At 41.9% G+C, this 18,650-nt stretch carries 19 protein-coding genes and 1 pseudogene; 4 read left to right on the top strand and 16 right to left on the bottom strand.

Features of this window, described 5'->3' with window-relative positions:
- Window positions 1-81: 81 nt before the first annotated feature.
- The 5 genes from ACUXV2_RS08805 to ACUXV2_RS08785 form a co-directional block, all read right to left on the bottom strand.
- Window positions 82-999, bottom strand: a complete 918-nt coding sequence (locus ACUXV2_RS08805) for a Nif3-like dinuclear metal center hexameric protein (RefSeq protein WP_446246634.1) — start codon at window positions 997-999, stop codon at window positions 82-84.
- Window positions 1,000-1,150: 151 nt separating this feature from the next.
- A complete protein-coding gene (locus ACUXV2_RS08800; RefSeq protein ID WP_446246633.1) occupies window positions 1,151-1,501 on the bottom strand; it encodes a YciI family protein in 351 nt (116 codons plus the stop codon).
- Between the two features lie 203 nt (window positions 1,502-1,704).
- Window positions 1,705-1,977: a hypothetical protein gene (locus ACUXV2_RS08795; RefSeq protein WP_446246632.1), complete on the bottom strand. Its 273-nt coding sequence runs from the start codon at window positions 1,975-1,977 to the stop codon at window positions 1,705-1,707.
- Between the two features lie 3 nt (window positions 1,978-1,980).
- On the bottom strand, window positions 1,981-2,364 hold the full coding sequence (locus ACUXV2_RS08790) for an SHOCT-like domain-containing protein (protein WP_446246631.1): 384 nt from the start codon (window positions 2,362-2,364) through the stop codon (window positions 1,981-1,983).
- Window positions 2,361-2,735, bottom strand: a complete 375-nt coding sequence (locus ACUXV2_RS08785; protein WP_446246630.1) for a DUF2089 family protein — start codon at window positions 2,733-2,735, stop codon at window positions 2,361-2,363. Before ACUXV2_RS08785 ends, ACUXV2_RS08790 begins: the two co-directional genes overlap by 4 nt.
- 343 nt (window positions 2,736-3,078) lie before the next feature.
- On the opposite strand from ACUXV2_RS08785, the gene ACUXV2_RS08780 reads away from it, so the two are divergent.
- Entirely contained in the window at window positions 3,079-3,591 is a 513-nt protein-coding gene (locus ACUXV2_RS08780; protein WP_446246629.1) for a DUF3189 family protein, read from the top strand.
- A 208-nt stretch (window positions 3,592-3,799) separates the two neighbouring features.
- On the opposite strand, the gene ACUXV2_RS08775 is transcribed toward ACUXV2_RS08780, so the two are convergent.
- The 3 genes from ACUXV2_RS08775 to ACUXV2_RS08765 all read right to left on the bottom strand — a co-directional run bounded on the left by ACUXV2_RS08775 (window position 3,800) and on the right by ACUXV2_RS08765 (window position 6,363).
- A complete protein-coding gene (locus tag ACUXV2_RS08775; RefSeq protein WP_446246628.1) occupies window positions 3,800-4,012 on the bottom strand; it encodes a hypothetical protein in 213 nt (70 codons plus the stop codon).
- Between the two features lie 181 nt (window positions 4,013-4,193).
- Window positions 4,194-4,373 carry a hypothetical protein gene (locus tag ACUXV2_RS08770; RefSeq protein ID WP_446246627.1) on the bottom strand — a complete coding sequence of 60 codons (180 nt, stop codon included), beginning with the start codon at window positions 4,371-4,373 and terminating at the stop codon, window positions 4,194-4,196.
- A 580-nt stretch (window positions 4,374-4,953) separates the two neighbouring features.
- A complete protein-coding gene (locus ACUXV2_RS08765; protein WP_446246626.1) occupies window positions 4,954-6,363 on the bottom strand; it encodes a sodium:solute symporter family protein in 1,410 nt (469 codons plus the stop codon).
- A gap of 546 nt (window positions 6,364-6,909) precedes the next feature.
- Between ACUXV2_RS08765 and ACUXV2_RS08760 the strand changes: the two genes are divergently transcribed.
- On the top strand, window positions 6,910-7,587 hold the full coding sequence (locus tag ACUXV2_RS08760; protein ID WP_446246625.1) for a DUF421 domain-containing protein: 678 nt from the start codon (window positions 6,910-6,912) through the stop codon (window positions 7,585-7,587).
- 340 nt (window positions 7,588-7,927) lie between these two features.
- Here the strand turns inward: ACUXV2_RS08760 and ACUXV2_RS08755 are convergent, their stop codons facing one another.
- Window positions 7,928-8,050, bottom strand: coding sequence for a hypothetical protein (locus tag ACUXV2_RS08755; protein ID WP_446246624.1), 123 nt, complete (start codon window positions 8,048-8,050; stop codon window positions 7,928-7,930).
- 232 nt (window positions 8,051-8,282) lie between these two features.
- Between ACUXV2_RS08755 and ACUXV2_RS08750 the strand changes: the two genes are divergently transcribed.
- Both ACUXV2_RS08750 and ACUXV2_RS08745 read left to right on the top strand, forming a co-directional pair.
- Window positions 8,283-8,738, top strand: a complete 456-nt coding sequence (locus tag ACUXV2_RS08750) for a DinB family protein (protein WP_446246623.1) — start codon at window positions 8,283-8,285, stop codon at window positions 8,736-8,738.
- A gap of 311 nt (window positions 8,739-9,049) precedes the next feature.
- Window positions 9,050-9,772 (top strand): alpha/beta hydrolase, encoded by a 723-nt coding sequence (locus tag ACUXV2_RS08745; protein WP_446246622.1) that lies wholly within the window; start codon window positions 9,050-9,052, stop codon window positions 9,770-9,772.
- 374 nt (window positions 9,773-10,146) lie between these two features.
- Here the strand turns inward: ACUXV2_RS08745 and ACUXV2_RS08740 are convergent, their stop codons facing one another.
- The 7 genes and pseudogenes from ACUXV2_RS08740 to ACUXV2_RS08710 form a co-directional block, all read right to left on the bottom strand.
- Window positions 10,147-10,905: a serine hydrolase gene (locus ACUXV2_RS08740; protein ID WP_446246621.1), complete on the bottom strand. Its 759-nt coding sequence runs from the start codon at window positions 10,903-10,905 to the stop codon at window positions 10,147-10,149.
- A 220-nt stretch (window positions 10,906-11,125) separates the two neighbouring features.
- A pseudogene (locus ACUXV2_RS08735) lies at window positions 11,126-11,769 on the bottom strand (HAD family hydrolase).
- Between the two features lie 250 nt (window positions 11,770-12,019).
- Window positions 12,020-13,126, bottom strand: coding sequence for a glycosyltransferase family 2 protein (locus ACUXV2_RS08730; protein WP_446246620.1), 1,107 nt, complete (start codon window positions 13,124-13,126; stop codon window positions 12,020-12,022).
- Between the two features lie 150 nt (window positions 13,127-13,276).
- A complete protein-coding gene (locus ACUXV2_RS08725) occupies window positions 13,277-14,803 on the bottom strand; it encodes a phytoene desaturase family protein (RefSeq protein ID WP_446246619.1) in 1,527 nt (508 codons plus the stop codon).
- A gap of 78 nt (window positions 14,804-14,881) precedes the next feature.
- A complete protein-coding gene (locus tag ACUXV2_RS08720; RefSeq protein ID WP_446246618.1) occupies window positions 14,882-16,273 on the bottom strand; it encodes an aldehyde dehydrogenase family protein in 1,392 nt (463 codons plus the stop codon).
- Window positions 16,266-17,762 carry a phytoene desaturase family protein gene (locus ACUXV2_RS08715; RefSeq protein ID WP_446246617.1) on the bottom strand — a complete coding sequence of 499 codons (1,497 nt, stop codon included), beginning with the start codon at window positions 17,760-17,762 and terminating at the stop codon, window positions 16,266-16,268. Before ACUXV2_RS08715 ends, ACUXV2_RS08720 begins: the two co-directional genes overlap by 8 nt.
- Window positions 17,752-18,648: a phytoene/squalene synthase family protein gene (locus tag ACUXV2_RS08710; RefSeq protein WP_446246616.1), complete on the bottom strand. Its 897-nt coding sequence runs from the start codon at window positions 18,646-18,648 to the stop codon at window positions 17,752-17,754. The genes ACUXV2_RS08715 and ACUXV2_RS08710 overlap by 11 nt, the downstream gene beginning before the upstream one ends.
- Between the last annotated feature and the right edge of the window lie 2 nt (window positions 18,649-18,650).

The raw sequence follows: 18,650 nt of genomic DNA, 5'->3' as shown, positions 1-18,650 counted from the left end.
GATCCATCCTGCAGCTTCATATTCCCATCAGACAACTTAATAGACCTGAAGCTGCAAGTCATATACCTATGGCCACTATCTCTATAACCACCAATACTCTTGCGGCAATAAAACGGTATTCAGATCAAAATTCTTTTCAAACCAATCTTTCATCAGTGTCTTTTTAACAAGATACTCCGAAGCAGAATGGGAGACACCGATGAGTGACATCGATGTGGTTTTAGCATAATCCATCATCTTTTCATATTTAAGTCGCCCATAATCGTTATCGATATGGCAATGAATTTCACCTGTAATGTAAGCTTGGACCCCTTTTTCTTCCGCTTCCTTCATCCACTCAACTTTATCGCCACACCCGGCAACAATGGCAATCTTGCTGATGTCATCCAGACGTTTCCCTTCAAAATCAACATAGGGAAGCTGGAAGATTTCTTTCAACTCTTGTTCGATTTCGTCAGTAGTTGTCTCATCAATCGAGCATACCAAAACAAGATGATCACCCTGTTCATTTGGCAATAATCCATCAACAATCGTTGCATTCAAAGCCTTCGCGATGGCGGCGCTTGTACCCAATTGTTTATGATAGTCCAAAGGTACGTGGCAAGTGTATACAGATAGGTTCTTAGCCCTCATTTTGTTTATGTATTCTTCTTTTATGGGCACGAACCCCCTGCCCCATTTTCCATTTGGATCTCCACATTCCATCAGTAAGGGGTGGTGCATGAATAAAAAATCCCCCTCCTTACTTTCATGAATGAATCTTTCCAATACAGAATCTGTAGGAAAGACAGCCAGAAAGACATTTTTCATTTCTGAAGCACCTTTCAGCATAAGCCCATTGAACAATGCAGTGAAATCATGCTCAAACACACGTTTCCAATCGAATTCTATCGGGTCATAAACCTGTGGGATGAACCGGCTAAAAGCAGGGTCTTTTCCAAATGATTTTATATGAAACTCTCGATCTAACGCATTGACTACCTTATCCAGCTTCACCATCAATCTCACCCTCCTATAGATACTTACAAACTACTAAATACCGGATAAAAAATCAGGAGATCCACCATGCGGCCCACAGCCCATTAGTTGACGAAATCACTTTCCCGGCATTCTTTTTTGATCGATTAACAAAAGTGGTTTGCTCATGCGCTTAAAATACCTGACGCAGTTCGATCTGGCCTTCCCCATGTCCTTGCGGGTCCGGCATCCGCATGGCCCACTCGATGGCTTCTTCCCTGGACTCCACATCAATCAGGATGAACCCGGCAATGAGGTCATTCGATTCCGTAAATGGACCTTCCGTGACCTCCGGCTTTCCCCCTGGTATCGGATACGAAAGGCGGATCCCATCTGAACTTGGATGAAGTCCTTTAGCCATAACCCGCACGCCCGCCTCAACCAATGCCTCATTGTACTTCGTCATGGCTCCCATTAGCTCAGAGCTCGGGAGGTTTCCGGCTGCTGAATTCTTCGAGGCTTTGACGATCAACATAAACAGCATGAAAAACCACCTCCTTCTTATTCAAACGCATCGGTATCTTCAACATCTATCCTTTTACTATTCTATAAAACCTGACGACATTCCTTTTAAAACGTTCTTGCTTGCAAAGGCGCTGCTTCGAATAAAGTCCTGAGTAAACAAAAAAATAGCCAAAGCTCAGCTGCCCGACCTTCGGCTATCTCATTGTTTATAGAGGAACGAATCTAAAGCTTCACCACTACCTCAGTTCCATCCTTCAATCTCGTATCAACAAGGATCAACCCCCTGTACTTAGAAAGTTCCCTCAGCAGCGGCTTCAGCTCGTTTCTTTTGATTTCAGGGAAGGTGAATGTACTGCTGCCACCCTTTTTAATCGCTTTATTGATCAAACGATTGATCCTCTTGGATGTAATAATTAGACCGACCACATGTAAAATCGCATAGGGAACGGGTATGGAGTATCGTTTATTCTGTACTTTCACATTGACTTTTAACATGGTCTATTCAATGACCACAAGAACTTTATCACCATTGGCAGAGGTGATATCAACAATCTGCCCTTCCCATTCGTTTTCGATCGCTTCGATGAGCAGGTCAATGTTAATATCTTTCACATATTTTTCGGCCTCAGGTATTTTTTCAGCAATATTCGTTCCTACTTTCAGTACAGCCTTTACCAGGTTAATTGGTACATTCACGTTTACATTATCGCCTTCCTCGGAATTCACGCGCACCTTTAGCATTTTGTTACCATATGGGACTTCTTTCTTAAACGTCTCCCGCTCCGGCTTACTCTGTAAAACATTGATCAATTCACTTGCTTTTTCCTTATCAATCTTTCCTTCTTCCACCAGCGTCAAGACTCTTGAAATTTCGTCCTTCATGATTCTTCCCCCTCTTTTAATAATTGGATGGCTTTCTCTGTAGTGATTTCACCCTTTTCCAATAACGAGACAATTTTTTTCTTATCCACTTCCGGTTTCTTTTGAGAGGTATACCCGAGAGCAGAGATGATGTCATCCAATTTCCCTCTGACAGTCGGATAGGAAATTCCGAGTTCCTTCTCGACCTCCTTGATATTTCCACGGCACTTAAGAAAAATCTCAACAAAATGGAGCTGTTCCTGACCAAGAGCGGCCAGTTTTGACACTTCAAATTCATTTTCTACCGTTGTCTGGCAATGGTTACACTGCAGTTTCGTAATCTTAAGCTGCTTGCTGCAAACAGGACAATTCGTGAGTAAAGGATACGCCATATGGTTCCCCTTTCTATTATTTATTCATATCATACACCATATTTTACAAATTTTAAATATAAATTTAAATTATTTATATAAATTCATTATTTTTATTCAATATATTAATCAATGAATTAAATTATTGAATAATTTGTTGACTTTGATAAATATCAGAGTTTATCTTCTAAATTAAATATATACTGATCCAACTGTTCCGAACTTCTGTTTCCACGCCTGGATAATAAACCGTTCACGGTACCCATAAACACTCTGAATAATCAATGCATGTCATTCAAATAATAAAAAACTGGGAAGAAACATAAATGATCGATACATAAACAATGGATAAGGAAGATTTCCTATGATTTATATCTATAATGATTATGGCGGAACACATACTACCTCTTTGGCTGCCGCTTATCATTTAAAGCAATTACCTCAATCAGAAAGAAAGCTAACACCGGAAGAAATAATGAATGTAAACTATTTTAATCAATTGACTAAGAAAGATTTCGGAAAGCTTATTTTTCATGGGATTGATGAAGATGGTCACTCCGTGTACACAATCGGAAGGAAAAGGAATAAACTCGTTGTTCCAGCACTAAAAGAATTAACTTTATTACTGCAAAATAGATTTCAAATAAATGAAAAGTTCGTCTTCTCCAATACCTCACCAACTGTTCCAATGGTAATGTCTATTGGGGGGTTTTTATCGAGAGGATTGAAAATTGATTCAATAGGGGTACCGTTATTATTAAAGGGTGCACAACAATGCTGTGACAATATTTATCGTTTAGTCGAGAACACGAAACAAGTGGCTAAGAACCCTACCAATGAAAATGTGATAATTTTAGAAAATGAAATCTACAAGTAAAACAATAAGAAGAGCATGAGCAGTTTCATTTCACAGCGATGCTTTCAAATTTCACACTAACCTTTAAAACTTCTCCATCCCTCCCTATCTTCAATGGCCTAATAAACACAGGGTTGGGAGAAGAGTCACCTTAGCTATACGCAAATCCGGGAAGACGAAACTGGAAAGAAACCACTAAGCTTCTTTCCACAATCCTCAAGAGCACATGCTAATCTTCATCTAATCCCTTTTCTATTTCCTCTCTGGCTTCCGGCCTTATGATTTCTTCCTTGGTATTCGTCAACAGGATCAACCCGATCAAAGCTGCCAGTCCGATACAGATAACTGAAACAATCAGTAAACCTTCAGAAAGGATGCTTGCTACGACTGCAGTTGTTAACAGTGCTAACGATAGAATTAATGCCCCGAATAATCTGTCCACTATTACCCTCCTTGCTGTTCTTGACTATATCAATTATTTCAAAAGACCATCCCTTCCACAATCCTTTTTTCCATAAAATGGACCATGAGTTCGTACTCAGCTAGCAGGAATATTGATTAATACGAGATCTCCCACTTACAAAATAAAAAAATGGCTTGGGGAAGACTCCCAAGCCACTTCATCACTGATGGATTCCTTGTTGAACCTGCTGAATTTTCTGTTGTGCTTTCTCAAGTTCGCCAATAGCGAAGCGACAAGCCTCTGCTTCACTGCTGTTTGAGTTTATTTGCTTCAAATGAAGATGTGCTTTATGGATTATATCCTGAGCTTCTTGCAATTCGCTTTTATAGTTCAAAGTCACTCATCCCTTCGGTCGTTTATTCTCATTTATCATTCTCCAGATTCCGTTGAAATACACGCTGTAAGTGATGCTGGAGTCTGCCTTTCGATGCGTTAGTGTAGATCTTGGGACTTTGTACTAGCTGATTCTGTCAGTCTTAGCTTGTATGCTCCTTTTTCTGGACGATTGTGCGGTTTATTTCAATAAGATGGATTTATTTATGATGATTATTGATACCAACACAGGTATTCACCTCATAGGAATTTGGCTTTTGATAATAAATTGTTATTTTTGATAATAAGTGGGGGGTTTTTGATAATAAATTCTGATTATTGATAATAAATTGTCCATTTTTGATAATAAAAAGATTCTCCTAACCATTAATACCCCCTCCTCCGATAACCAAAAGGAGAATTTCTTGCTTCTAATGCAAAAAATGCCGAATTCCCGAGCTCTAACCCCAACCTAAGCTATACGTCACAAAACGGGCCACAGGACCTGCCCCAATACAAAAAAAGAGCGTGTTCCACCAAAAGGTAAACACCTTTGGAACACGCTCTCTTATTTATGTTTTCTCCGCCACGATAAGCAGATCAATTTATTAAGCTGTTTTCTCTAATTTCATATCCTGATCGTTTTGTGTAAGAAGTGTTGCGACAATAAGAACAATGATGGCAGCTGGCACCGCGATGACAACACTATTCAATTCGAATGGTTTTTGAAGGAGGACCTCCCAAGTCAAAGTTGTGACAACACCTGTAACCATTGAGGAAATACCACCGATTTTCGTTACACGCTTCCAGAAGAATACTGCTAATACAGCTGGTGTGATTCCTGCTCCGTACACAGTGTACGCGTACATTTGGACACTTAATACGCTTGGGAAGTAACTGATGATGACAAAAGCCATAACACCCAGCATCACAATGAATGCTTTCGTTATTTTGAGCTGCTTTTCTTCCGTAGCATTCGGATTGATATAATTTTTATAGATGTCGTATGATAAATTCGTTGCTGCTGACAGTAGGTATGAATTCCCTGTTGTGATTATAAATGATGCTGCAGCTGCAACTAAGATCCCACCGACTGCCAATGGCATCACAACCGTTGTGGCCATTAGAGCCATTCCCGGGTCGATGTTAGGGAATAGTGAACGTGATGCAAAAGCGATTAATGAAATCGCAGGGGAAATCAATAACATAGCGATCAGCCAACCGATTTGAGCCTTCTTCGCAGCCTTATCTCCCTTTGAAGCTGCTAAACGCTGATACATGTTCTGGTCACCAAGCAGTAAGAATAATGAAGGCAATAGATACCCCATTAATTGAATCGTTGATAGTTCTCCCGTTGCTGACATATGCGTTTGGGGTACATTTGAAACGATTTCACTCCATCCACCAGCAATAATAAAAATTGTTGGAACGGTAATGATCAAGCCGCCGACCATTAAAAATCCACTCAAGGCGTCCGTTTGAGATACAGAACGAAGTCCGCCAATCATCGCTAGGAAAATGATCAAAGCGGCACCTATCATCGTACCTGTCTCTACACTCATCCCTGTCGTCAGGTTCAAAATGAACCCAAAACCTTTCATCTGATAACTGACAATCCCAACATACGCCAGGATGATGATGACACTTGCTAAGTTTCGTGAATGCTTACCGTATTTTTCTTCGAGAATACCTGATACTGTATACTTGCCAAATGCGCGAATTTTCGGCGCAACAAAATATAATATTCCGATTCCTACAAGTGTAGGGATCATCAATAGTAAGGAGGGAACAATACCATAGCTGTAAGCCATGGAAGTTTCTCCGCCAGAAATACTTCCACTTCCGGTCCACGTAGCTAACAATGTACCCATTAACACAAAGGGACCTAAACTTTTACCCGCAAGGATAAAGTCCTTTGAATCGGACACTTTTTTAGACATATAAATGCCGATGCCTACCATCAATACTGCATATATACCAATAAACCATAATAATTGTGGATTTGATTGAATTTCCATTTCTTTTCTCTCATCTCCTCATTCTTTTGCTACCTTTTATACCATTACATTTTTACGTTGCAACGTCGATTTTTGTAATGCAATTGAAAGCTTTGTGATAGCTTTTTGCGTGACGTAAAACACTGTAACATAATTTTCACATGCTTAAAAATACTGATTTATCGGTTTTTTGACGTTATTTCACCCCTAGATGCTGATTTCAAATTATTAAAAAAATTTTGTAGGCCCTTATCTTATCAATCTAATTTCATTTATAAAAAGACTATTAAAATTCTGACAACTTCCAATTCACCAGCACGGAAAATAGTCATATAGTCCTTAATTAGAAGTTCACTATATAGGATTATAGTACTTGTCATTAACCAAAATAAGGGCCTGACCCCCGACACTTTAAAGCTTTACTGTGTCGGGGTCAGGCCCCAATATCTTTAATCAAGAACGCCCTTTCTTGAATGAAACAAGAATCTTTTTAACCTGTATTGTCAAACATAAAAAGATTAGAAATATAACACAATCATGGGTTTGCTTGAATGGAGTTTTTATAATATGAAAGTCATATACCTTACTGCTGAACTTATCATTGGATTTTTCCTTCTTTTTATTATCGTTAAGCTTGTTGGGAAGAAAATCATTAATCAAATTACCCCATTCACTTTTATTGCCGCTATTGTATTGGGAGAATTACTTGGTAACGCATTATACGACCATGAGATCGGTATTTTTTATATCATATACTCAATGGCATTATGGGGATGCTTACTTTTCTTGGTCGAATATCTTGGACAAAAGTTTTTAGCGTTTCGTGGCATTTTTGAAGGAAAACCGTCTGCTCTTATAAAAAATGGAATAGTTGATCGAGAAGAATTGAAAAAAAACCGAATGAATATCAACCAGCTGCAAAGCCTGCTTCGGCAAAGCGAAACGTTTTCGATCCGAGAGGTTGCATTTTGTTATTTAGAATCGAACGGCTCCATTAGCATATTAAAAAAGACAAAGTATCAAAAAACGACTCAAGAAGATTTCAATATGCCTGCAAAATCTGTTTATGTTCCGGTTACGTTAATTCGCGATGGGGAAGTTTTATGGGATGAACTAAATGATTTAGGTTTTAATGAGTCTTGGTTAAAAAAACAACTCAAGTCACAAGGTATTGTTGATTATAGAGATATATTTGTAGCCGAATGGCTGGAAGATGACGGATTTTTTGTACAAACGTATGAATGAACTCCATGACATTCCGGTATTACAAAATCCCTTCCCGTCGACAACAAGGGCCTGACCCCCAACACTTTCATCGCTTGGGAAATTGGTTTTTTGATAATATATCCTGATTATTGATAATAAAATGTTTGCTGAGGCTCTAATACCTGCTGTTACACTTACCAAAAAGAGAATGTCTGGCTTCTAGTTGACTTGAGATGGTCTTTACTTTACTTTTTGAATAATTAAAGGATGATGGATTCTTCTTGTTGACATGCAAAGGGGTAGAGTAGGAATGTCCCCACTCTACCGGTAACCATCTCTTTTTGTTTTTAGACTTGATGGAATAAACTTTCTTCAGTCTTTACTTATTCTCTCTTTCCTCCGTCTTCAATGCCAGCTTCTCAAGTCCATTGTGAGCAAATTCCACATCTGTCTTCGGCATCGCTTTATTATTCTGACGGTCCTTATTCTTCTGTTTAGACATTCTTTCACCACCCTTTAGGTTTTGTTTATATCGTGCGCATGGATAGCGGTAAATATGAGGTAATTGTTTTGTCTGGTGAATGCTGATCCTCCTCTTTTTTATAAGCGACCTTAAAGCCCGGGGCCTGGACCTGCATCAGGGAAGGTTAGAAAAATAGAGGGTACTATTCCTTTTTGTTGAATACATTCATAGTGATCTTAAATCCATTTCCAAATAAAGGAGAGGTAGACTAATGAACACTAAAGATGTATTCATAGTGCAATTAGATGCCTGCCATGAAAATACATGGTTTGTATCGTTACTAAACTCAGTGGACGGACTTACTGAAAAGCAGGCAAATTGGAAGCCAAACGAAACCACCAACTCCATTTTTGAAATCGTCAATCACTTAATTTTCTATAATGAACGCCATTTGAACCGATTTAAAAACATACCCGTTGAAAAAATAGAGGACGACAACACTTTCAGGAACAGGAAAGATTTAAGTTGGGATGAAGCCGTCAAGAAGATCACAGAGATTACGACTGAATGGACGAAAGCAGTGAAGGAATCGGATGAGGAGAACCTTGATGAAAAAGCGCCTGTACTTGCCCACCTTACAATCCATACGACATACCATACCGGACAGATTATCTATAACAGAAAGTTACAAGGAATCTGGAACCCTGAAGAAGGAGTCGTTGGGTAACCTCCTTCAGGGGCTTAAATGGGATACGCAAAAAGAGCTTAGAGCAGCTGTGCTTTAAGCTTTTTAGTATAGTGCAGGATTCCCCTTCTCCTCGCAACTGGCACTTGCCTTTAATCGAATCATGACCTCAACGCAGGATGAACCAGGAAGTATATTGAAAACAAGACATCCCCAACATAAAAACCCCGGAAGTCAGTTCACCAAGTAAATGCGTGAGATCATTTTTATAAGCTTCCAGAAGACACATAGATGTTGGACATTACTGAGGTTTGTGAAGTATCATTTAAAAAAACTTACAGAGGTAAACAACAATGAAAAAATTCATTAAATACTCCCTGTTGACGTTAGGGGCTCTTTTGATTGTCGGATTATCAGGGTTTTACATATGGACTCAACAAACGTATGAGCCATCTGATGAACTCAAAAACTTAGTGGGTGAAGTTAAGAAAGAGGATGGCTGGGTCATTTATGAACCCGAAGAATGGAACAAGGCAGAAGGAGTCATTTTATATCCCGGGGCCAAGGTTGAACCGGAAGCTTACAGTTACTTGGGTCAACAATTATCCGAACAGGGGTATGTGGTCGGTGTTCCTGACGTGACGCTGAACCTGGCGTTCACTAACATCAATAAAGCAGAAGAAATGATGGAGCGCTATCCTTCTGCAAATACATGGTATATTGGCGGTCACTCGCTCGGCGGCGTAGCAGCAGCTTCGTTCGCTCATAACAATCTTAAGAAGATCGATGGCCTATTTTTCTTTGCATCCTATCCAGCGGGTGGAGATGACTTCTCGCAAAAAAACCTTCCCATCCTTTCCATTTATGCAGAGAATGACGGTCTTACATCTGCGGAAGATATTGAAGAATCCAAGCGTATATTGCCTGAAGACACCGTCTTTCATGAAATAAATGGGGGGAATCATGGCCAATTCGGGATGTATGGGCCGCAAAAAGGTGACAACAAAGCAGAGATTTCTGCGCAAGATCAGCAGGATCTGATTGTGGAGACGATGGTTGAATGGATGGAAAAGTGAGTAACGTTCCCCTTCTCTTCATGCAACGCCAAAAGTTAATGTTTAGTCTTCGTCTTGCACTCCAATCAACCGCTAGAAAGAGCTAAATTTAAATGTCCATTTTATCAAATTAAAAACCCGAACTAATTTGTATTTTTATAACACAAATTAATTCGGGTTTTACTTAGGCTAAAACACTTTTGTCCCAGCCTCTAAATATTAAATCCTGACCTGTCTCCACCCAGTACTCTGAAATCAGGATGTAACTTCACAAAAATCACCATATATATCCCCTCCCCTTTTCAACACTCGTGCCCTTTAACTCAATACAAACTTTAAGCAAAAAAGGAAGCGTATCCTGATCTGGATGCGCTCCCTAGTATTGAATTAAACTGTTACTGTTTTAAATATTCACTATAAAGCAAATCCATCGCATCCATAATTTTGCTGTCAGCAGCCTGACTTGTAAACCTGTTAGGTAAATGAATCGCGCCTAATGCAAAGATATATGGATTTTCCTTGAAATCACCCATTATACCGATATCAACCACAACATTTTCTAAACCACCTGTCATATGATTTAAATGGTGTGTCGGTATTTGGTTTATATCGCCCTTTTGTCTAACCAGCCCATTAAGAATTGGTGTCCATAAGAGCGGTTGTGTTTTGTACCCTTCATAGATATGTATCATCATATCAAGCATCTCGTTTAGCTGAGCCATGTTTTCCATATCCCTTGGGTTTTCAGTTACATTTATTGTAGGATAATCAGACTGAATTGACTTGTTTAACTTTTCCCATCCACCACAATTATCAACAATACATTTAGCAACATAGCTATCATGACAAGCAATCATCACTTCAACAGCCTCCCTTAAAGGGAGCGATTTTCTGATTTGGAAATGAGGATAAAGTTCCTTGCTATCTTCTGCGGGATTAAATGAGACTTCTTCAACTATGTCATCCCAATGAATGAACCCTTCCTCTACCCATTTCGCTACACAAAATGCTATAGCTACTTTTGCTGCCGATGCAAGAGGTACTTTAAGTTCACTATTTAATGCGTATTTTTGTCTCTTTTCTTTAGTGGAATATATCGTGATCCCTACTTCTCCACCATCTATTTCTTCAAGTTTTTCTAAAATCTTATCCACATCTATTCACCTTCTTCGTTTCCTTAGCTTCACCCTTATCTACTTCACCGCACTGGGGGTCAGCTCCCGTAATAGGAGCACGATTCCTTATCCTCTGCGCATCAAAAACTATTTAAGAAAATATGCTCTCACTTCGTTCCAATTATTTACACGAACATAAACTGTCTCATATTTGTTTCTTACATGACTCTCCTACTCCTACCTTACATCGGTAATTGAACTATGAACGTCCACCTGCAAGTGATGAAATGAATTCCCCTACACGATTATATGTTTGGTCTGGCTGAATACTAAAATCCTCTGTTTGGTAATTCGGCAGCCACTGGACACCGACAGTACTTACCTTTGCCTCTTTACCGGCTATAATATCCGCATCACTATCGCCTATGAATAGGGCTTCGTCACTGGTAACGTTAAGTAATGACAATGCCTGATTCAGCCCCTCGGGATGAGGTTTTGGCACTGACACGTCATCACCGGTGATGATGATGTCAAATAGTTCGTTCATATTGAGATTATCCAGTGAAATGACAAGACTTTTTCTTGCCTTTCCTGTTACAATGCCTAATTTGTATCCTTGTTTTTTAATGATTGAAGCAAGTCATTCACTTCCTCATTGGCCATGACCAAATCTGCATGCTTTTCCCTATATTTGTCATAATACATGTCAATTGCTTGATCCTTATTGGAGTTCTTCAGGTTTTCTCTAATGATGCCAGTTTCTGATGGCCCAAACATGGACTTGATTTCATCAGAAGACACTTCGATGTCATCAAACTCCTTGAATACAGATTGAAATGCATAAAAACAAACCGGCAAAGTATCTGCCAGCGTTCCGTCAAAGTCAAAAATAATGGCTTTCATCCTATCCCGCCTTCACAAAAATTTTATATTCTTCTTTGTCATTCATGATTCATTCTGGTGGACCCAACCTATTTATGTACTTACTATAGAAACCTTGTTTTCTCTCTTTGTTAGACGATATTGGAATGGAAATTGTTTCAATTAATGAAAAACAGTAAATCTGATAGTTGATTTGGGACACGGTACCTGCCCCCACGTCCCACCCACATTAAAAAAGCACGGGGCCCACCCCCGTGCTTCCAAAAAGCCATCAGACCTTAATATTCCGGCCCTTCCACCTGACCGAATGAAAAACATTCACCCGGATGAAGGAGTATAGATAGATCCCTGCAAAAAATAAAAACAATATCGGATAAAAAGGGAAAATTGCCCATTTGAAATTACCGACCCTGCGGGCAAACCATGCCGTTTGAAACGTGTAAAGGATGTACAATGCTCCACTAAGAATCATCATGGCGGGGTCCCGTTCAATTACAGAAGAGATCAATGCCCCCGCAGTCGTTAAACTTCCGGAAATCCAAATGATGACCATCAGCATAACGACTGGATGGGTAGATTTGGAACCGACGGCGAAACTTTTGCACCAGCCCTCTATAAGGCTTCCCAAGCCTTCCGGGTACATTTGTAAAGAGATGATGCCTTTGCCGCCGAGGCAGCGGACCGGGAGATTTTGGTCAAGAAATGCCTGGCCCAGTGCGAGATCATCCATGATGGCTCCTTCAATCCCTTTATGCCCTCCAGACAAAAAGTAATCGTCCCGGTTGCATAGGATGCATGGACCGAATGAGCCGGCGGTTTTAAACCGCGATCCCCAGATCGTAAACAGATTCATACCGACAACGACAATGATGTTAAAGACAACGGATAGGTATTCATAAAGGCGCTCAACTGTATGAAATGGCTGTAATGCAACTATCCCCCTGGCTCCATTCCCCTGATAGAAATGAAGCAGGTTTTGTATGCCGTCCACACTCGTGAATCGCGTATCTGCGTCTAAAAAAAGTAGCCAGCTCCCTTTTGCATGCTCGGCACCAAGCCAGCAAGCCGAAGACTTTCCTGACCCATTATTCTTCAGGACCGTTGCACCGTAGTTTTCTGCAACAGCCGCAGTATTGTCCGATGAATCGTCATCCACAACCAGTATTTCAAATTGCTTGAAACGCTGCTCCTGCAATGATTGCAATAACGGTGTTATCCTGCCCTCTTCATTCCTCGCAGGGATAATAATGGACAGAAACGGAAGACTTGATGCATTTCGGGAGGTGACTCCGGGAACGGGCAAAGACCAGAACATGATGATGCCAATCACAATTGCCCCAATACCAATAGCGAGATTAATCACTTCTGAAGCTGTCATAAAACCAACCCCCTTCCTCTACTTGTGAGCATACAAGATCATCTTTTATCTACGTGTGTGGATACAACTTCCCACTCACCTTAACTATTTGTCAACATACAAACGTGATCAACCTTCCTCTACGTGTCAGCACACAACCGTGATCAGCCTTTACCTTACCGAATAATCATACAACTCACCTGTATCATCCTGTATCAGTTCCTGCGCCGTGATCCTCGCCGATAACAGCACAATCGGGACGCCGGCGCCGGGGTGTGTACTGCTTCCGGTAAAATACAGATTGTCGCAATGCGTTGCCTTGCTTTGCGGGCGATAGTGGTTGCTTTGGTCCAGGGTTGGCTGCAACCCAAACGTGGCGCCGTTATAGGCATTGAATTTCGATTCAAAGTCACGTGGGGTGGTATACGTTTCGGTGACAATCTCATGTTCAACGTTTTCAAAACCACTGATCTTTTTTAATTCACTTAAAATGTAGCTGCGATAATATGAAATGGTCTCCTCGTCCCACTCATACTTTGCAGATGCGACATTCGAGACAGGCATCAGGATATACAATCCATCCTTCCCCTCTGGTGCAAGGGAAGGATCCATTTTTGAAGCAATGTACACATAAAAGGAGCCATTTGTCAGTTTCTTTCCGTCGAAAATGTCTTCTAAATTCTCATCCAGCTTTTCATTGAAAATAAAGTTATGTACATGTTCGATCTCTTCATATTTCCGGTCCATACCGAGATACATGAGAAAACATGAACAGGAGTATTTCATACTGTCTATCTTTTTATCGGTATATTTCCCTTTGGCGGCCTTGTCTTTGACCAAGTGCTTCATCGCATACGGGAAGTCCGCATTACAAACGACATAATCCGAAGGAATTCTTTGGCCGTCAACGGTAATCCCGTCCGCCTTCTTATGCTGAATGCTGATTTCCTGCACATCCTGGCCGTAGTGAATGGTACCTCCAAGTTCCTTGAAGAGCCTCTCCATCGAAAGTGCCATCGTAAACATCCCGCCTTTGATGAACCACACTCCATATAAAAATTGGATCATCGGGATCATGGTATAAAAAGACGGGCTTTTAATTGGGGAGATGCCTATGTACAACGTTTGAAAACTGATTAGCTGCTTCAGCCGTTCATTTTTGATGTATTTTCCGATAAACGTATCGGCCGTGTCGTATGGCTTCAGTTTCAACGCTTTCTTCAACATCGGGAGGTTATAAAAATCAGATCTCTTGCGGAAAGGCCTTTGAAGGATGTGATGCTTTGCAATGACAAAGCGTTTGTAAATTTCATGCATATATTGAAAAAATCCAGCCGTGTCCTCTTCGCTGATCGATTCAATCGTCTTCGTCAAATGTGTGAGGTCTGAGGAGATATCAACAGGCTTGTCGGGAATGTCACTAAAATAAGCCCGGTAAATCGGGTCCAATTTTTCCATCGGGATATAATCATCCGGGTCGCGGCCACATAATTCGAAGATTTCCCGATATAATTCCGGCATCATGACGATACTCGGCCCCAAATCAAATGTGTAGCCATCCAGCTCAATCCGATTCATTTTGCCCCCGGGCGTTGATCCTTTTTCATAAATCTCCACCTGATACCCCGCATGCTGCAGCCTGATCGCACTGGCAAGCCCGGCAACACCTGCACCGATGACAATCACCTTCTTACTCATGTGAATTCCCTCATTTCAGTAGATCCCTAAAAAACCTCTTATTTTTCAACCTTTATCATTGTGGCCAATCTTTCCCCATTACAACAGCCACTTTCTCAACTTCTTCAAAGCATTCATATTTCGATCGGAATACGGCGGGAATTTCCCTGGAACGCGCATAAAATAATGCGCCCTGTAATCCGTCTTTTCATAACTGAACGCCATAAAACCGGTTTTTCCATGATAAGCACCATAACCGCTTCTTCCCTTCCCGCCAAATGCGATATGGGGACTCGCGGCATGATGGATCACTTGATTGACGCTGACGGTCGGTGACTGCATGTGGTCCTTGAACAGTTGGATCCCATTCTTGTCTTTACTGAACATATAACCCGTCAGTGCATCCCGTTGAATCACATCACTGGATAATAACGTGTTTAAATCCGTATAGGGAATGACGGGAAGGACCGGGCCGAATATTTCTTCCTCTAAAATCGAACTTCCCGGCTCCAAATCAGTCACCACTGTCGGGGCGATGAACCGATCGTTTCGAGCATGCGTCCCTCCATGCCTGACATCACCCTGGCAGATAAACTCAACCACCTTCTCAAAATGGGCATCCGTACAAATCCGGCCATAATCCCCGTTTTCCTGGGGCCGCTCCCCGTAAAAAGCCGAGATTGATGCAGAAATTTCATTCAGCGTTTTCTCATAAATGGACTCATGTACAAACAGCGTATCCGGGGCAATACAGGTTTGTCCCGCATTAAGGAACTTCCCCCAGACGATGTCCCTGATAGCCGCTTTTGAAAAACCTGTTTCATCAAGGATGCAGGGGTTTTTCCCGCCGAGTTCCAGTATCACCGGGGTGAGCTGCTTCGCCGCCTGCTCGGCCACGAGTTTTCCTGTCTGCGTACTGCCTGTAAAGAAAATCAGGTCAAAAGGAGATGAAGTCAACTCTCTCGCAGTCCCAGCATCTCCCGTCACAACGATTAGTTGTTCAGGGGGAAAAGCTCCATCCATGACCTCTTTCAGCAGACCGGCAGTGGCCGGTGCATGCTCGGATGGTTTGATCACACAGCGATTTCCGGCCGCGATTGCCGCAATGGCCGGCATCAAGGAAAGCTGGAGCGGATAATTCCACGAACCGATGATGAGGACACTTCCGTGTTGATGCCTCGTTCTGTTGATCGTTTCCACGTATCCCATTTTCAGATGCCGTGACCGAACCTGCCGCATCCATTTTCCCAGATGCCTGCATACATAATCGATTTCATTCAACAACACAGCAATCTCAGAAGAAAAGGCTTCAAATGCCGGCTTTCCCAAATCGGTATGAAGGGCCGTCATATATGCCTCTTCATTCTTCAAAAGGACAGTTTTCAGCTTCAACAGCTGTTCTTTACGTGTTTCAAGTGAGGGACTGCCCTTAGAAAAAAGGTCCTCCCTCTGCCTTTCAGGTAATGCCTGCAGAAAATCATCCTCAGGCATGGGATGCATCCCTCTCCACAATTTTCTTCCCTACAAGCTGGCCGCTTAACGTAACCATCGGCATTCCGCCGCCTGGGTTCACCGTCCCGCCGACAAAATAAAGATTGTCATAGCGTTCACTCTGTTTCGGATGCTTGAATCCTTTATTCTTCTTTTTGTCTGACACGGTTCCATAGATCGCACCGCGGTCGGAGCCGTACGTCCGTCTGATATCTTCCGGTGTCCACATATCCTTGGTGACGATATTCTCCCGTAAGCCGTCGAGTCCCATTTTTTCCAATTTAATCAGGGTCCGCTCAGCGAATTGTTCATAGTCCTGTTGCGTAAATGGGTTTTTATCCCGGATGAACGGAATATGGGGCAGTACTTTAATATTTTCATGCCCTGGAGGAGCCTGTGTCGGATCGGTCTTATTGACGTTCACCAGATAAATGACCGGGTCTTCCGGCAGCTCACGGCGATGGAAGATCGATTGCATCTGCTCCTTCATATTTTCTGCGAAAAAGAAATTATGATGACGCAGCTGCGGATAGCTCTTTTTCACACCCAAATGCATAACGAGACCGGAACTGGCCGGCTCGAATTTCTTTTTCAATTTTTTTATATACTGGCTGTCTTCCTCCAGCAATCGCTCGTAGACCGGGATGACTTCCATATTGGAAACAAAATAATCCGCCGTCAGAGTTGTCCCGTCTGCCATGACGGCTCCTGTAATTTCGCCATCCTTTTTTTCAAGCTTGACGATCTGCCTTCCCAGATAGAAGGTGACGCCCACTTCTTCAGCCAGCTTCACCAAGCCGTCCGCGAGTTTGTTCAAACCGCCGGGTACATACCACACACCCTGGTCATGCTGCATGTAGATCATCATATTCAATACGGCCGGTGCATCGTAAGGGGACGAACCGACGTACTTGATAAAATAGGAAAGCATATCGCGGAACTGCTCATTGCTGATTCGTTTATCAATGGCGCCGTGAACCGTCGAAAACAGATCAAAGTTCTTAATCGCACTGAACAGGCCCGTATGCTTCATGATTTCCCTCGTTCGGTCGACACCATGCTGAAAATAGGTTTTATCCGTCATATCATAAAGTGTTTTCGAATAGTCCAGCAGATTCTGATATTCACGGATATCCTTTTCAGTCAGGGATGGGTTCTTCTCCAGCATGTCGGTCAAATCTTCATATAAGTCTATGATATTTCCATCCGGGAAAAAGGAGCGCCACTGATGATCCAGCTTTTCGATCCGGACGTAGTCCTTCATCGATTTCCCGCTGGCGGCAAACATTTTTTCAAAAATCTGCGGCATCGTCAGGATGGACGGGCCGAGATCGAAGCCAAAACCATCTTGATCCAGGCGGTTCAGCTTTCCGCCGATGTGGTTGTTTTTTTCATATAAGGAAACGTCGTACCCTGCCTGCGCAAGTGAAATCGCAGCCGACAGTCCACCGAGTCCTCCTCCGATGACGATTACGGATTTATTTTTCAACGGTTAATGCATCTCCTTCCCGCAAATCAAAGGCGCTTTTGACTGCAGCATTGATCTGGGTCATTTTTTCTTTTGTCACATAGTTCCGTTTCGTTAGACATTGGTATCCATTGCTTCTGACAGCATCAAGTATGCCTTTGTATACGTGGGCTGACAGATAGACGGGCACGCGGCTGTCGGGATCGAACAGCTCTATGTTTAATAAAAACTTGCTATATAATGATTCAGCCCGCGAAGCAAGTTTTTCCCATAGGCTGATGAAATGTTCATTGATGATGCCGTTATGTAGATCTTTCTCTGAATAATGAAAATGGCGTAGTTCAGCGCTTGGAAGGTAGATGCGGTTTTTATCATGGTAATCTTCGCCGATGTCACGCAGGATATTCGTTAGTTGCATGGCAACGCCAAGACTGATCGCTGATGCTTGCAAATCAACAGAAGATTCCGAAGCAATGACAGGTAGAAGCATTAATCCGACAGACCCGGCTACAAAATAACTGTATCGTTCCAGTTCCTTCATTGTGTTCGGGGTGGTGAATGTTAAATCCATGGATTGCCCCGTCAGTTGATCATAGAACGGGCCGATGTCCATCTCATACGTGTTGAATACGTGTCTGAGTGCGCGCCATAGTGGTTTATCCAATTCCTCATGATCGTTGAACAAATCAAGTTCTTTCTTTAATTGTCTCAGCTGCTGAACCTTTTTCTTGGATGAATGGTTTCCGTCTGCACACTCATCTGCGGTCCTGCAAAAAGCATAGATGGCATAAACGGCATGTGCTTTTTCACTTGGCAGTTGTGAAAATGCATAGTAAAAGCTTTTGGAATGTTTTTTTATGATCTTTTCGCAATAATCAAAATCCGCTTGCCTTTGCTCTTTGTCCATAT

Source organism: Rossellomorea sp. NS-SX7, from assembly GCF_052828565.1.
This window is presented reverse-complemented; position numbering and strand designations above follow the sequence as displayed.